At 56.5% G+C, this 14,341-nt stretch carries 13 protein-coding genes; 4 read left to right on the top strand and 9 right to left on the bottom strand.

The annotated features are described in order from the left end of the window. Positions 1-5: 5 nt before the first annotated feature. Positions 6-536 (top strand): GNAT family N-acetyltransferase, encoded by a 531-nt coding sequence (locus HCR03_RS16120; protein WP_156989860.1) that lies wholly within the window; start codon positions 6-8, stop codon positions 534-536. Positions 537-590: 54 nt separating this feature from the next. Here the strand turns inward: HCR03_RS16120 and HCR03_RS16115 are convergent, their stop codons facing one another. Genes HCR03_RS16115 through HCR03_RS16095 form a run of 5 tightly spaced genes read right to left on the bottom strand, consistent with a single transcriptional unit; the run spans position 591 to position 5,105 of the window. Continuing rightward, entirely contained in the window at positions 591-2,168 is a 1,578-nt protein-coding gene (locus tag HCR03_RS16115) for an NAD(P)/FAD-dependent oxidoreductase (protein WP_187038151.1), read from the bottom strand. Continuing rightward, positions 2,168-2,950, bottom strand: a complete 783-nt coding sequence (locus tag HCR03_RS16110; protein ID WP_187035363.1) for a PhzF family phenazine biosynthesis protein — start codon at positions 2,948-2,950, stop codon at positions 2,168-2,170. Before HCR03_RS16110 ends, HCR03_RS16115 begins: the two co-directional genes overlap by 1 nt. 12 nt (positions 2,951-2,962) lie before the next feature. Next, a complete protein-coding gene (locus HCR03_RS16105; RefSeq protein ID WP_156989858.1) occupies positions 2,963-3,349 on the bottom strand; it encodes a hypothetical protein in 387 nt (128 codons plus the stop codon). Positions 3,350-3,355: 6 nt separating this feature from the next. Beyond that, positions 3,356-4,597: a BaiN/RdsA family NAD(P)/FAD-dependent oxidoreductase gene (locus tag HCR03_RS16100; RefSeq protein WP_187035361.1), complete on the bottom strand. Its 1,242-nt coding sequence runs from the start codon at positions 4,595-4,597 to the stop codon at positions 3,356-3,358. A 16-nt stretch (positions 4,598-4,613) separates the two neighbouring features. Next, positions 4,614-5,105 (bottom strand): COG2426 family protein, encoded by a 492-nt coding sequence (locus tag HCR03_RS16095; RefSeq protein ID WP_066642120.1) that lies wholly within the window; start codon positions 5,103-5,105, stop codon positions 4,614-4,616. 377 nt (positions 5,106-5,482) lie between these two features. Here HCR03_RS16095 and HCR03_RS16090 point away from each other — a divergent pair, with 377 nt between their 5' ends. The 3 genes from HCR03_RS16090 (at position 5,483) to HCR03_RS16080 (ending at position 9,866) form a co-directional block, all read left to right on the top strand. Beyond that, the gene (locus HCR03_RS16090) at positions 5,483-6,685 is read left to right on the top strand and encodes an LCP family protein (protein ID WP_187035359.1); all 1,203 of its coding nucleotides are present in this window, start codon (positions 5,483-5,485) and stop codon (positions 6,683-6,685) included. A 138-nt stretch (positions 6,686-6,823) separates the two neighbouring features. Then, positions 6,824-8,785: a methionine--tRNA ligase gene (gene metG, locus HCR03_RS16085; protein ID WP_187035357.1), complete on the top strand. Its 1,962-nt coding sequence runs from the start codon at positions 6,824-6,826 to the stop codon at positions 8,783-8,785. Between the two features lie 301 nt (positions 8,786-9,086). Continuing rightward, positions 9,087-9,866 carry a TatD family hydrolase gene (locus tag HCR03_RS16080; protein ID WP_187035355.1) on the top strand — a complete coding sequence of 260 codons (780 nt, stop codon included), beginning with the start codon at positions 9,087-9,089 and terminating at the stop codon, positions 9,864-9,866. Between the two features lie 179 nt (positions 9,867-10,045). Here the strand turns inward: HCR03_RS16080 and HCR03_RS16075 are convergent, their stop codons facing one another. The 4 genes from HCR03_RS16075 to HCR03_RS16060 all read right to left on the bottom strand — a co-directional run bounded on the left by HCR03_RS16075 (position 10,046) and on the right by HCR03_RS16060 (position 14,297). Next, complete coding sequence (locus tag HCR03_RS16075; RefSeq protein ID WP_139103978.1) at positions 10,046-10,630, bottom strand: YcxB family protein; 585 nt, start codon at positions 10,628-10,630, stop codon at positions 10,046-10,048. A 24-nt stretch (positions 10,631-10,654) separates the two neighbouring features. Continuing rightward, a complete protein-coding gene (locus tag HCR03_RS16070) occupies positions 10,655-10,945 on the bottom strand; it encodes an HPr family phosphocarrier protein (RefSeq protein ID WP_066642111.1) in 291 nt (96 codons plus the stop codon). Between the two features lie 19 nt (positions 10,946-10,964). Continuing rightward, positions 10,965-12,683 carry a phosphoenolpyruvate--protein phosphotransferase gene (gene ptsP / locus HCR03_RS16065; protein ID WP_228724996.1) on the bottom strand — a complete coding sequence of 573 codons (1,719 nt, stop codon included), beginning with the start codon at positions 12,681-12,683 and terminating at the stop codon, positions 10,965-10,967. Positions 12,684-12,869: 186 nt separating this feature from the next. Then, positions 12,870-14,297: a PTS transporter subunit IIC gene (locus HCR03_RS16060; protein WP_066642109.1), complete on the bottom strand. Its 1,428-nt coding sequence runs from the start codon at positions 14,295-14,297 to the stop codon at positions 12,870-12,872. Positions 14,298-14,341 lie beyond the last annotated feature (44 nt).

Here is a 14,341-nt window from a genome sequence, read left to right as displayed (position 1 = left end):
TTTTTATGCGGAATTTTGAAATCAGGCCCGTAAGGAAGGAAGACGCCGAGGGAATCAACGAAATGCGCAGAATGCCGGAGGTTTTTTACAACATGCTTGCCCTTCCGTCCGAACGGATTCAAAAGACAGAGGATTTTATTGCGGCAATGGGTCCGAACAGCCATGAATTCGTCGCCGTAACGGAGGTTAACGGAACAGAAAAAATAATCGGCATGGCGGGTCTGAACATCAGCGCAAACCCGCGGCTGCGCCACTCCGCCGGGCTTGGCATTATGGTACATAGGGATTATCAGAATCAGGGGATCGGCGAAGCTCTGATGAAAACCGTTCTGGATGTGGCGGACAACTGGCTGATGCTGGTGCGGGTCGAGCTCGGCGTTTACACGGACAACGACCGGGCGATCCGCCTCTACAAAAAGATGGGGTTTGAGGTGGAGGGCACAAAGCGGAAAGCCGCCATCCGGAACGGGACCTACGTGGATGAAATGATCATGGGCAGAATCCGGAATCTGCCGGGCGAACCGGAAAAAGCATAAAGGTCGGCGGGGAAATTTCCCCGCCGACCTTTTTCCGCAAGTCCCATTGCTGTGTTATCCGCCGAGCACCCGCTCCGCGCATCTGATTCCGTCCACCGCAGCGGAAACGATGCCGCCCGCGTAGCCCGCGCCTTCCCCGCAGGGATACAAGCCGGAAAGGACGGGCGACTGCCCGTCGTCCCCGCGCAGGATGCGCACCGGGGACGAAGAACGGCTTTCCACCGCCGTCAAAACCGCGTCCGGCATGGCAAAGCCGTGCAGAAGGGCGTCCATTCGCCGGATTCCTTCGCGCATGGAGTCCGCAAGAAAAGGCGGCAGACAGCTGTCCAGGGAGCAGGGTGTCACTCCCGGGCGACAAGTCGGAACAATGTCTCCAAGCCGGGAAGAAGCACGGCGCTCCAGAAAATCCTCCACCCGCTGAACGGGGGCGCGGTATTCGCCGCCGCCCAGCCGGAACGCGGCCTCCTCCAGCATGCGCTGAAATTGTACCCCCGCAAGCGGGCCTTCCCCTTCGAAATCCGCTGGGGTAACGCCGACCAGCAGGGCGGCGTTGGCGTTTTGCCCGTCGCGGGCAAAACGGCTCATCCCGTTTGTCACCAGGCGGCCGCCCTCACTGGCCGCCGCAACGACCTGGCCGCCCGGACACATGCAGAACGTGTATACGCCCCGCCCGTTTTCCAGATGAACCGCCAACTTGTAGTCCGCCGCTCCCAGCGCCGGGTGCCCCGCGGCAGCCCCGTACTGCGCGGAGTCGATCAGGCTCTGCGGGTGTTCGATCCGCGCGCCGACGGCAAACGCCTTCGGCTCCATCGGGACGCCGGCGGCGAGCAGTTCTTCGAACGTATCCCGCGCGCTGTGCCCGACCGCCAGCACGACATGGCCGGTCTCCATCCGCTCCGGCGCGCCGCCCTTCGTTCGGAATTCCACGCTGGAAACACCGCCGTTTCTCCTCAGCAGAGCGGTCATCTGCGTGTCGAACCGGATTTCGCCGCCGAGGGACAGAATCTTCTGCCGGATTCCCCGTACCGTCTGCGGCAGCCAATCGGTGCCGATATGCGGCTTCGCTTCATACAGGATTTCCGGCGGGGCGCCCGCCGCGGCAAATTCCTCCAGCACCTTGCGGATGCGCGGGTCTTTCGTGCCGGTGTTCAGCTTTCCGTCGGAAAAGGTTCCCGCGCCGCCCTCGCCGAACTGGACGTTGCACTCCGGATTTAAAATTCCGCCGTTCCAGAAAGCGGAAACCTGTTTCTGCCGTTCCTCCACGCGGGAACCGCGTTCCAGCACCACGGGACGCTGCCCCGCCTGCGCCAGAATCAGCGCGGCAAACATTCCGGCGGGACCGAATCCAACCACCACGGGCCGCTGTTCCAGAGGGCGGCAAGCCGGCAGACGGTACCGGTATGGTTCGGCCTTTGTCACACGCCGGTCTTTGGGCATTCGGGCCGACGGACAGTCGGCCTCCACGGTGCAGATGAAATGGACGTCGTTCTTTTTGCGCGCGTCTACGGATTTTTTGCACAGGCTCATCGAGCGGATTTCCTCTGTTGAAACGCGCAGGCGCTTGGCGGCCTGCGCGTTCAGTTCATCCTCCGACCCGCCCAGCTCCAAGCGAAGTTCTGAAATGCGATAAATCAAATTGTAATCTCTCCTGTCAGGTATAAAGCGGCTTTCCCGCCGATTTTTACGCGATCTCCGCACAGTTCACAGTCGATCAGGCCGCCCCGCGCGGAGAGCTGCGCCGCTTTCATCTTTGTTTTTCCAAGGTGCTCTGCCCAATATGGAATCAAACTGCAATGTGCCGAACCGGTCACGGGGTCTTCCTGAACTCCATAAATTGGGAAGAAGCAGCGCGACACAAAATCCACACGCTCCCCCTTTGCTGTCACCAGAATTCCCATCCCGTCCTTAAGCTCCTTCATACCGGAAAAATCCGGTGTGAGGTCACGCACCTGCTGTTCGGAATCCAGCAGAACAACCAGGTCACGCGACAAAAGTGTTTCCCGCACATTGGCACCAAGAATCCGCGCGAGATTCTTCGGTGTTTCAACCGGTTTTGGGGAACGTGTGGGAAAATCCAGTGTAAACACATCGTCACTGCACTCTACCGATAAGGTTCCGCTTTGGGAGTGAAACTCGATTTTTTTGCTTCCCGGCTCAACAAAATGTGAAACCACATAGGAAGAGCCAAGCGTTGCGTGGCCGCATAGGTCAACTTCTTCGGCCGGGGTAAACCACTTAATCTCATAATACGCATCCCGCCGAACCACGAACGCGGTTTCGGACAGATTGTTTTCCGCCGCAATGCTCTGCATGAGCTTCCGCTCCGGAAATTCACTCAGGACACAGACCCCGGCGGGATTCCCCCGAAAAACGCGGTCCGTAAACGCGTCCACAACATAATAAGCACAGTTCATCGCAGGTTCTCCTTATTTCAACGTGCCGTCAGGGTTGTATTTCTGCTTGAGCCGCCGCTCCGTCCAAACGATGGACAGTGCCGTCGGGACCAATATCGCCGCCATCAGATAGCTGACGGGAAGGCCCGGAAGCCGCTCCTCCGCCCGCATCACCCGGAACGTCAGCGCCGCGGCTGCGTCCAGAAAGAGGAAGGCCGACCCGCATTTCAAAAATGCGCCGCCGCACCAGCGGTTCGCATCTTCCCAAGCCTCCCCGCTCTTCGCGGCGATGCCTCCCACATGATACCCGCAGAACGTATCCGGGTACCCGGAGTGATGGTCCCGTACAAGCCAGCCGACCAGCAGGATCAGCCCCGTAAACACAAACATCAGTACGTCAATCATGAGTTCGCCTTCCAACTGCCGTCACCCTCCTTTTAAAGATTCCGCGGCGGCCCTTCCGGCGGTTACACCGCTGGCCCAGGCCCAGTGCAGATTATATCCCCCGCAGTCGCCGTCGACATCCAGCAGCTCGCCGCACAGATACAGTCCCCCGCACTTTTTCGATTCCAGTCGCTCCGTCAGTTCCGAAAGAGGAACGCCGCCCGCCGTTACCTGCGCGTGGTCCCACGAAAGCGTCCCCCTGACCGGGAAGGCATAGCCTTTCGCCGCCGAAACCAGCCGGTCCAGCGTTTCGTCCGAAAGCCGGCCGGCCGGCGTCGACGCGCCGCCCAGCGCGGATTTCGACAGCTCGATCGTCAGCGCTTTGGGCAGAAAACCCTCCAGAAGCTGCGAAACGGTCCAGCCGCCCGCGCCGACCGAGGCTGCCCGCAACAGCTCTTTCAGCTTTTCCGGCGAATGCTCCGGAAACAAATCAAGCAGGATTTCCGCATTCTTCGGAGCTCGAACCTCGCCGACACACCGGGAAAGCTCAAAAATACAGATGCCGGAAAGCGCGTTTTCCGTAAACTGGACTTCCCCGGCGGATGCGCGCAGGATTTTTCCCTCCGCGCGGAACGAAACGGCAGCCGGGCAGCGAACCCCTTTTAAAGGGCGCACCCGCGCCGGGTCCGTTTTGACCTGAACCAAAGACGGGAAAAGGGGCCCGACGGTGTGGCCCAGTGCTTTCGCCAGCAAAGCTCCCCCGCCGTCCGAGCCGGAGCGCGGGCAGGCTGAACCGCCCGCCGCAAGAATCAGCCTCCGGGCAAAAAGTTCTCGCTGCGGGGAAGACAGCAAGAATCCACCGTGCGACCTCTGAATACTCTTTACATCAAAGCCGCAGACGGTCTCGACGCCGCGGCGGTCCAGATTTCTGCGCAGAACGTTCAAAACGGATGCCGCCTGCAGACTGTATGGATAAATCCGTCCGCCGTCCAGTTCACGGCAGAGCAGGCCCAGCTTTTGAAACAGCAAAAGCGCCTGTTCCGGCGAAAAGTCTTTCAGAATCCGATGCGCCGCCGCGTCCCCGTGGTAGTGGGAGCTTTCTCCCGCGCAGCGGTTGGTCAGGTTGCAGCGGCCGTTGCCGGTCAGCAGCAGCTTTTTTCCGACGCGGTCGTTCTTTTCCAGCACCGCGACGCTCGTCCCGCGCCCTCCGGCCCGCGCGGCGGCCAAAGCCGCGGCCATGCCGGAGGCCCCTCCCCCGACGACCGCAAGATCCGCCTTTTGCATGGGGGTCCCTCCTTTCCTACAGAATCGAGCCCAAAACGCCGTAGGCGAGCAGGCACATAATCACATCCGCGACGACGCAGCCAAGCACCACGGAAATCAGCGCGTGCCGGAACTTCATGCCGATCAGGGCGGCGGCGGCGGAGCCTGTCCACGCGCCGGTGCCGGGCAGCGGAATCGCGACAAACAGCAGCAGGCCGAACGTCTTGTATTTTTCAATCTGTTTGCTTTTGCGGTTCATCTTGTCCTCCAGCCGGCGCACCAGACGGACAAAGCGCGTGTTGCGCAGCCAGTCCAGAATTTTTCGGAAAAAAAGGAGGATAAAAGGGACGGGCAGCAGCGTGCCGGCCAGACAAATAAAAAACGCACGGATCATTCCGACGTGCAGCAAACCCGCCGCAAGGATGCCGCCCCTGAGCTCCAGCAGCGGCAAAAGAGAAATAAGAAACACAATCAGTTCAGCGGGAATGCCCCGCAGGGCATTGATCAATGTGGTAACCAACTGATCCATTCAAAGATACCTCTGTATGTTCAAAATTTGGGAGTCTCCGGCTGTTAAAACAAAAAGTCCGCCGCATTGCCGCGACGACCGGTCTTCAGGAAAAAAACGCCAGAAAAAAAGCGGAGGCAGCGATCAAAACCGCGCAGACTCCGGCAAGAATCCGGACAAACAGCGCATGCGGTTTTCCCGGCGCCGGCTGATGCTTCATGGCAATCCCTCCCATTCGTCCCATTCGTTTTATTATAGCAAACGGCGGATTGAAAATACAGTGTTTTGCCCGATCTTCACAGGAATTTCATAAAGCCGCCGAAAACGCTCCGCGTTGACAAGCCCTCCTCTTTGCAATACAATAAGTAGGCTTGATTGAAATGAACGCGAGGTGCAGTATGAACAGACAAAACATGGGAAGTCCCGTCCGCCGTGCCGGCTCCGGCGCCAGCCGAAACGCCGCGGGCAGACCGTCGGCGCGCCGAAATGTTTCCTGGGACACGCAGGAAATCGATCGCTACAATGTGGTCGACCGGGATATCTACAGCAATTCCCCCAAACGCCGCGGCACACAAGCCAAAAAGCGGCGGAAAAAGGGCGGCTGCCTGAAAAAATTATTCACTCTGCTCCTCGTTGTCGCGCTGGCCGCGGTCGGCGGCGGATTTATTTATTTCCACATTCTCTCCTCCCGCCTGGACCGTTCCGACGTAACCAGCTCGCAGCTGGCGAATTATGTGCAGCTGCCGAGCGGCGCCCCGGCCTGGAACGTAAAGTCTGACAACAGCGTCATGAACATCCTGCTGCTCGGCGTGGATGAGAACGAGGATGGCTCCGACGGCCGGTCGGACACCAACATGCTGATGTCCATCGACAGCAAATCCAAAAGCATCCGGCTGGTGTCTTTTCTGCGGGACTCCTACCTGGAAATTCCGACCGTCGGGAAAAACAAGCTCAACGTCGCCTACGCGAACGGCGGAGTCGCCCTGACCATGCAGACGCTGGAAAACAATTACCGAATCAATATCGACCAGTATATTTCGGTCGATTTCAATAACTTCGTCGCCGTGATTGACAAAATGGGCGGGCTGGACGTGCCGATGTCCAAAGCGGCCTGCCAGGCGGAGAATGCAAATATGGGAAGCCATCTGTCCTACCCCTCCGCCGGCGAAAAAACCATCACCCACCATCTAAACGGAAAACTCTGCCTTTATTACGCCCGCATCCGCCACGCGACCGACGAATTCGGTCATGACGACTACGGCCGCACGGGGCGGCAGAGGCAGGTCGTGGAGCTTATGATCCAAAAAATGAAATCCATGAACCTCATCGACGCCAACAAACTGATTTACGATTATTTAAATTATGTAAAAACGAACCTGAGCGACAGCCAGCTTTTGTACCTTGCGTCCGTCGGCGCGTCGCTTTCCGGCTACAAAATTGAAACTCAGCAGATTCCCGCTCCCAATACCTTTGACGACAGCGTTTCCGTGAAAGGAATCGGGAAAGTGGTTTCGATCAATCTGGAAAAGAACTGCACCGTTCTGCGGCAATTTCTCTACGGCGAAAACAGCTCGTCCGAAAGCAGCTCGGACGGAACCTGATTTTTGCGGTCGCGCGCCGCGATCAACGGCTTGTGACGGCGGGGAAACCCGCCGTTTTTCCGTAAGAAGTGAAATTGCTTTTATTTTATGGCACAGAATGGTATAATAATAAAAATTAAGTTCCCGGAGGCTGAAAAAATGGAGAAAAAGACCTTTTACATCACGACGCCCATCTATTACCCGTCCGGCAAGCCCCATATCGGACACAGCTACTGCACGCTGGCCAGCGACGCCATCGCGCGCTACAAGCGAATGCAGGGGTACGACGTGATGTTTTTAACCGGGACGGACGAACACGGTTTAAAAATCGAACAAAAAGCGGAGCAGGAAGGCGTCACGCCAAAACAATATGTGGACCGCATGGCGCAGGTTTTTAAAGATCTGTGGAAACTGCTGAACATCTCAAACGACCGCTTTATCCGCACGACGGATGAGTACCACGTGAAGGCCGTTCAGAAGATTTTCAAGGATCTGTACGACCGCGGGCACATTTACAAGGGTGAATACAGGGGCTGGTACTGCACGGACTGCGAGGCTTTCTGGACTGAGACGCAGCTCAAAGACGGCAAGTGTCCCGACTGCGGCCGCGAAGTGAAAATCGTCAGCGAGGAGGCCTATTTCTTCCGCCTGTCCAATTTTGCCGAACCGCTCCTGAAATACTATGAGGAACACCCTGATTTCATCCAGCCGGAAAGCCGCAAGAATGAAATGATCAGCTTTATCAAGCAGGGCCTTGAGGACCTGTGCGTCTCCCGCACCAGCTTTTCCTGGGGCATCCCGGTCACCTTTGACCCGAAGCACGTGGTATACGTCTGGCTGGACGCGCTGACCAACTATATCACCGCGCTCGGGTACAACTCGAACGACGATTCCGCTTACCGAAAATATTGGCCCGCGGATGTGCAGTTCGTCGGCAAGGAAATCGTCCGGTTCCACACCATCATCTGGCCGGCAATGCTGATGGCGCTCGACCTTCCTCTGCCGAAGCAGGTTTACGGCCACGGCTGGCTTCTGTTCGGCGACGGAAGCAAAATGAGCAAAAGCAAGGGCAATGTGGTCGACCCGATGATTCTCTGCTCCCGTTACGGTGTGGACGCGATCCGCTATTTCCTGCTGCGGGAAATCCCGTTCGGCGCCGACGGCCTGTTTACGAACGAAGCGCTGATCAGCCGCATCAACTCCGACCTTGCGAACGACCTGGGGAACCTGCTTTCCCGCACGACCGCGATGGCGGAAAAATACTTCGGCGGGAAAATCCCCGCGGAACGCGAAGCGGCCCCGCTCGACGAAGAGCTGAAGGCCATGGCGCTTTCCCTGCGCGGCAAGTGCGACGAGGCGATCAATAAATACCAGTTCTCGAACGCGCTCGCGGAAATCTGGAAGCTGATTTCGCGCACGAACAAATATATCGACGAAACGGCGCCCTGGGCGCTGGGCAAAGACGAAAGTCAAAAGGCTCGCCTTGCGGCGGTTCTTTACAATCTGTGCGAGTCGCTCCGCATCATATCCGTTCTGCTCACTCCGTTTCTGCCGGAAACTTCCCCGAAAATTCAGGAGCAGCTCGGCATTTCCGGCGATGCGGTAACCTATGAATCAGCAGGAAGCTGGGGCGTATTTACAACCGATGCAGTCGTTAAAAAAGGGGCGACCCTCTTCCCCCGCATCGATGTGGACAAAGAGATTGAGGAACTGAACAAGCTGATTCCGAATCCTGCCGACCCGGCAAACGCAAAAGCCGCGCAGGAAACGAAAGCGGAGGATCAGCCCGAGGGAATCGCACAGATCGGAATCGAAGATTTCGCGAAAGTGAATCTGCGTGCGGCAAAAGTAACGGCCTGCGAACCGATCAAGCGTTCCAAAAAGCTTTTAAAGCTGACGCTGGATGACGGCATGGGCGGACGCACGGTCGCCTCCGGCATTTCGCAGTGGTACAAGCCGGAAGACCTGATCGGGCACACGGTCATTGTGGTTTCAAATCTGAAGCCAGCCAAGCTCTGCGGCGTGGAAAGCCAGGGAATGATCCTTGCCGCCGACGCCGGCGAGGACGATGTCCGGGTGGTCTTTGTCGACGGTGTTCCCGCCGGCAGCAAGATCCGGTAGCAGCCTAAAGCCGCGCGCACGCCCGGCATTTAGCCCAATGCTGATTTTCATCACATTCGCCGGGAGAGTCTTTGGATTCTCCCGGTTTTTTTCCACACAAAATCTTTCGGCGGATGGCGGATATTTCTTGTTTTGCAGACATTCGTGTGCCAAGCAGAGGAACTTTACCGACGGAAACAAACGAAACCGCCAATATGCGATGGGCCACACGCCAAAAGTGCAAAGAGATGCTTTCACGGAACAGGAACGGCTTTTATCCCATGCACCTCAACGCACTAAAGAAATCTTTGATGGAGGTCATATGAATTACTCCAATATTTTCGACAGCCACGCGCATTACGACGACGAAGCGTTCGACGCCGACCGGGACGAACTGCTCGCTTCGCTCCCGGAGCGGGGCGTCTGCCATGTGGTCGACTGCGGCGCGGACCTTGTCTCTTCCCGAAAAGCAATTTCACTTGCGGGGCGGTACGGCTATTTTTCGGCGGCGGCGGGCATTCATCCGGAATGCGCCAAAGACGTTCCCGCCGATTGGCAGGCACAGCTGGAAGAGCTGCTCGCCGATTCGCACATTGTTGCGGTCGGGGAAATCGGCCTTGACTATCACTTTGAGGAAAACGCCCCCAGAGACGTGCAGCGCGATATTTTCGAAAAGCAGATTCTTCTGGCAAACAAGCTCCGCCTGCCGGTGATCGTGCACGACCGCGACGCGCACGGCGACACCATGGAGCTGCTGCGCCGCCACCGCCCGACCGGGGTCATCCACTGCTTTTCGGGCAGCGTTGAAATGGCGTCCGAAGCCGTTCGGCTCGGGATGTATCTCGGCGTCGGCGGTTCCGTTACCTTTAAGAACGCACGCGTTCCGATCGAGGTGGTAAAGAGCCTGCCGCGCGACCGCCTGCTGCTGGAAACCGACTGTCCCTATCTCGCGCCGGTCCCGTACCGCGGCAAGCGCAACGATTCCTCGCTGATCCCTTTCGTCGCGGAAAAAATCGCTGAAATCCGAGGCGAAAGTCCGCAGGATATTTTAAATTTGGCAAAAGAAAACGCGGAAACCCTTTTCCGCGTCTGCAAAAATTAAGAGGCATTGTTCGCTGAACGGTCGTCCGCTGCGGACCCATACAGGGGTTCTCTCCCTCTTCCCTGCCAAAAAGCACGCGAAAAACCGTTCTTCCTGAGATTTTAAACAGCTCAAAAAAACAAGCGGGCTCTTGCCGTCAGGAGTCCGTTTGCCTTTTTAAATCATTTTATCGCAAAAAGTTACATGGCTGCGCCGGATTTTCCAGTCCGTTTCCAATTCTTAGACCCGGCCCTGCAATGTATTTTAAAACGAACGCCGAGATGCTCCTTCAGACAAACGCGGGTTTTTTCAATCAAATCTTCCGGCACGCCTCTTTTGGGAAGCAGGACCGCGTCGTTCTGCGTCCGGAAGATCATAAAAAGATGACTCGTCTCGAAGGCGTAAGCGATGTCGTCCCAGTTGTCCTTTCCGGTATGGTAGTTTCCGCTTTCCCGGTACTGCATCCCGTCTTTTGCCAGCAATACCGTATGCGCCCTTTTGCGGTAAGCGGATCCGTCCCGCTTAAACCGGCGGACGCGGAGCAAAGCGCTCACAAAGAGCATCGGCATGGTAACGGCCACCATCAGAGCGCAAAGGTGGATCGTTTCCGTCAGCTCGATGATTCCGGCCAAATCAAGCAAAAAGGCGGAGGAGCCCGCGATCCAGGCGATTAAGACAGCGATGTTCTGCCCTTTGCGAAACGAAAAAGTGGAGAAGAAAACCATTTCCCTGTAATCATCCATCGTCAATTTGAATTGATAAGCGATCGGCTCCATATCAGCCATCCCTCCCCTGTTTGCAACGGCCGTTCATCCTGCGGATGATTCCCCGAATTTGGAATCGATGAGCGCGACCAGATCGTCCACCGCCTGTTTTTCATCCGCCCCATCCGCAAAGACCTCTACTTCCTCTCCCTGGGCAAGCCCCAAGGAAAGCAAGCTGATAATGCTCTTGGCATTCGCCGCATCTTCTTCCGGGTCCCCGGCAACGCGGGAAATTCTGATCTTGGAGGAGAATTTTCCTGCCGCCGCGATAAAGTCGGATGCCGGGCGCGCGTGAAGCCCGGTCGGGTTCGCAATAACGGTTTTCTTCGAATACATCGTCGTGTCTCCTTATCTCTTATACAATATCTTTCAGCGCATCTCTGAGATACGCTTCCACCTCTCCCGCCGTTTCCATTTGACAGACCCGGTCCGCCATGTCCCGCGCCTGCGCCAGATCCAGGCGGGAAATGATCCTTTTCGCGCGCGCGACCGCCGATAATCCCATGCTGACACGCCGCATGCCGAAGCCGAGAAGGACCGGCATGGCGAGACCGTCGCCCCCCAATTCACCGCAGACGGAAATCGGTTTCCCGGCCCTGTCGAACTGCCGCACCGTATCGCGTATCAGCCGGAACAGCGCCGGGTGGTAGCTCTGATAATATTGTGCGACATTCTGGTTCAGCCGGTCCGCCGCCGTGGTATACTGGCAAAGGTCGTTCGTGCCGATGCTCGCAAAATCGACTTCTTTGGCGGCCAGATCCGCGATCAGGGCGATGGCGGGAATTTCAATCATGATGCCGATTTTAATTTCCCTGTTATATTCAATCTTTTCACAATCCAAATCCCGCTGTACTTCCCTGACAACCCCCTTGGCTTTTCGGATGTCGTCCATGCTGCCCACCATCGGAAACATCAGCCACAAATTTCCTACGGTACCGGCGCGGAGCGCCGCGCGAAGCTGGGTCTTAAAAATATCGCGGCGCTCCAGACAAAGTCTGAGGGCGCGGTTGCCGAGGAACGGATTCTCCTCCTTCGGAAGCTGCAGGCATTCAAGTTTCTTGTCACCGCCGATATCCAAGGTTCGCAGAATCACGGGGGCGTCTCCCGCCTGCATCAGAACCCTGCGGTATATTTTATATTGTTCCTCCTCCGTGGGAAGAGTCTCTCTTCCCAGATACAGAAATTCGGAGCGAAAGAGGCCCACGCCGTTTGTGTGCCGAATTGCGTCGATTTCCTGTGCGTTGGCGGAACCGATATTCAGCTCAACCTCAATTTTTACGCCGTCCTTTGTAAAGGAGTCGCCGTCCAGATATTTTTTCGTCTCTTCCGCCTGGCGCCGAAACTCGGCCGCCTTTCTGCGATACGCTTTTTCCTCCTCGCCGGCAGGGTTGACAATCAGTTTGCCGTCCACGGCGTCTACGATGACGGATTGACCGCTCTGCAGCAGCGAAAGCGCATCCTTTACACCCAGTAAAGCCGGAATTCCATAACTGCGTGCGAGAATCGCGGTATGCGAAGTGGGGCCGCCGACCTCCGTGACAATGGCGAGCACCTTCCGGCGGTCCATGGACGCGGTATCCGACGGAAAGAGATCCTTTGCTACGACCACCGCCGGTTCCGCGAGGAACGCCAGATTCCGTTCCGGAATTCCCATGCAGTTCCTGAGCAGGCGGCATCTGACGTCCTCCAGGTCCGAAGCGCGCTCCCGAATCCTTTCATCCGCGGATCTTCCAATGATCCTGGCGTATTTTCGAAAGATCTGGTCCGCCGCTGCCTCCGCGCTTTTTCCTCCGGCAATCTCGTCGCGGATTTCCTCCTCCATGGCCACGTCAAACAGGATATCCATATGGGCCTTGATGATCTTGGCTTTTTGCGGGTCTTCCTGCTCAAGGCGAAGCCGCAATTCCTCCAGTTCCTGCTTCGCGCCGCTGCGCGCTTCCTCATAACGGCTCAAGGCCGCCGGTATCTTTTCCCCGGCAATCGCCGTATTGTCGACCACAGGAACAAACGGCTCATATCGCATGACCTTGCCGATCGCGATTCCTTCGGACACCGGATTTCCCTGACATACCAATTCAAACTCCTCCTTGACTTTGGAAAGCTTCCAGACGGCTTTTCATCATTTCAAAAAAGGGAAAGGGGAAATCGCACCGCCGAAACAGTGCGGCGCCCCTTTTTCCCTCGGAACGTTAACATAGCTGTCGACCGAACGGCTGCCGCAGCGGCAAGGCCGAATGCCGCTGCATGAAAAGCGGGATGTTCAGCTTTGCGCGGGCACGGTGGCGGCACTGTCGTTTATATGGCCGGGGTTCACCGCTTCTTTTTCGATCCAGGCGTGAATCTTGGCGCGATTCTTGCGTACAAAAATGTAAGAGAAAATATACACGGCTACGACCGCCCCGATCGCGATCGGATTCTTCGAAAGGAACGCCATAAAGATAATTGCGCCGACCGGCTGACCAAGTATGATAAAACTTGTGATCATCATTACGCCGGCCTGGATTTCGATGGTGCCGACGCTCTTGGCCACATCGGTGAACGCGCTGCCGGTCATGGTGCAGCAATACAAAAACAAAACGCAGTAAATGCCGCCGGAGATAATGGATTTGAGCATATTGCCGTTTGAACAGGCAACGCAGGGCTGGATGACGTATGGGATCGCAACCAGATCAAGCATGGGGAGCGTCTGGTTTCCCGGAAGAATAAAGGAAATGATCAGTACGATCGGCATCAGAACAATTCCGGAAATCAGCGTTGCGGTTTCGCCGTATCCGCAGGCGTCGTTGACGGCCAGGTACCATTCTCCCTTGGTTCCTTTCACGGATTTTTTGGAAGCCTCTGTGATAGGCCCGAAGGAACCGGCGAAAATGCCCGAAATCTTCGGAAAAACCGCCATGACGGAGGCGGTGGCGACACCGCAGACGAGAATCGTGCCCCAGGATGCGAGTTCTCCCAGATGCTTTATGTTCCCGATGACGCCGATAAACAGCCCAAGCAGAAATCCCAGCGTCATGGGTTCGCCCAAAAAGCCGAAGCGCTTTCGGAAGCTTTCCGGGTCCGCTTTCACCTTGTAGAGACCCAGACGGTTCAGGACCCAGTTCATGCCGACCGCATAAACGCCGACGGTCGCGGTATGTAGGGAAGCGATGGTGCAGCTTGGATAACGATAGTATTTGGACCATCTTTCTTCAATCACCTCTGTAAAGCAGAGGGTGAAAAGCTGCTGCATGATCATGCAGGAAAGGGAAAGCGCAAAATTCTTTGTCAGCAGGAACAAGCAGGACCCCCAAGCCATGTAGGAGTAGTTGTTCCAAAGGTCGCCGGCTTGGAATACATTGGTATAATGCGTCAGAAACAGCACGGTTTGGAGTACGATCGCCACAACCAGGTAGATCATACCGATGTTTGTGGAATATGCGATGATCGAAGTGGTCTGCCAGCCCATGTCAAGGATATTCAGGTGAATGCCGGTATCCTTAACCAGCTGATTGATGATCGGCGTGATGATAGGGCTGTAAGCGCCGATCACAAGGTTAAATCCCTCCAGGCCGACGCCGGCGGACAAGCCGGACATAAAAGCCTTTTTGACCGGAACCTTCAGGATAACCGCAATGATAAAGATGACGACCGGTACAAATACGACGGGTCCAAATGTATCGAAGAAGGTTTTAATCGCTGTAAAAAACATTGTGAATCCTCCCAATTTCATTTCGGAATAAGAAGCCGATATGC

Origin of the sequence: Caproicibacter fermentans, from assembly GCF_014303955.1 — a bacterium.
GTDB classification, from domain to species: domain Bacteria; phylum Bacillota; class Clostridia; order Oscillospirales; family Acutalibacteraceae; genus Caproicibacter; species Caproicibacter fermentans.
This window is presented reverse-complemented; position numbering and strand designations above follow the sequence as displayed.

Bases quoted from the DNA above. Each gene is read 5' to 3' on its own strand.
- HCR03_RS16120 (WP_156989860.1), top strand. From the start codon at position 6: ATGCGGAATTTTGAAATCAGGCCCGTAAGGAAGGAAGACGCCGAGGGA.
- HCR03_RS16110 (WP_187035363.1), bottom strand. From the start codon at position 2,950: ATGAACTGTGCTTATTATGTTGTGGACGCGTTTACGGACCGCGTTTTT.
- HCR03_RS16100 (WP_187035361.1), bottom strand. From the start codon at position 4,597: ATGCAAAAGGCGGATCTTGCGGTCGTCGGGGGAGGGGCCTCCGGCATG.
- HCR03_RS16095 (WP_066642120.1), bottom strand. From the start codon at position 5,105: ATGGATCAGTTGGTTACCACATTGATCAATGCCCTGCGGGGCATTCCC.
- HCR03_RS16090 (WP_187035359.1), top strand. From the start codon at position 5,483: ATGAACAGACAAAACATGGGAAGTCCCGTCCGCCGTGCCGGCTCCGGC.
- metG (WP_187035357.1), top strand. From the start codon at position 6,824: ATGGAGAAAAAGACCTTTTACATCACGACGCCCATCTATTACCCGTCC.
- HCR03_RS16080 (WP_187035355.1), top strand. From the start codon at position 9,087: ATGAATTACTCCAATATTTTCGACAGCCACGCGCATTACGACGACGAA.
- HCR03_RS16075 (WP_139103978.1), bottom strand. From the start codon at position 10,630: ATGGCTGATATGGAGCCGATCGCTTATCAATTCAAATTGACGATGGAT.
- HCR03_RS16070 (WP_066642111.1), bottom strand. From the start codon at position 10,945: ATGTATTCGAAGAAAACCGTTATTGCGAACCCGACCGGGCTTCACGCG.
- HCR03_RS16060 (WP_066642109.1), bottom strand. From the start codon at position 14,297: ATGTTTTTTACAGCGATTAAAACCTTCTTCGATACATTTGGACCCGTC.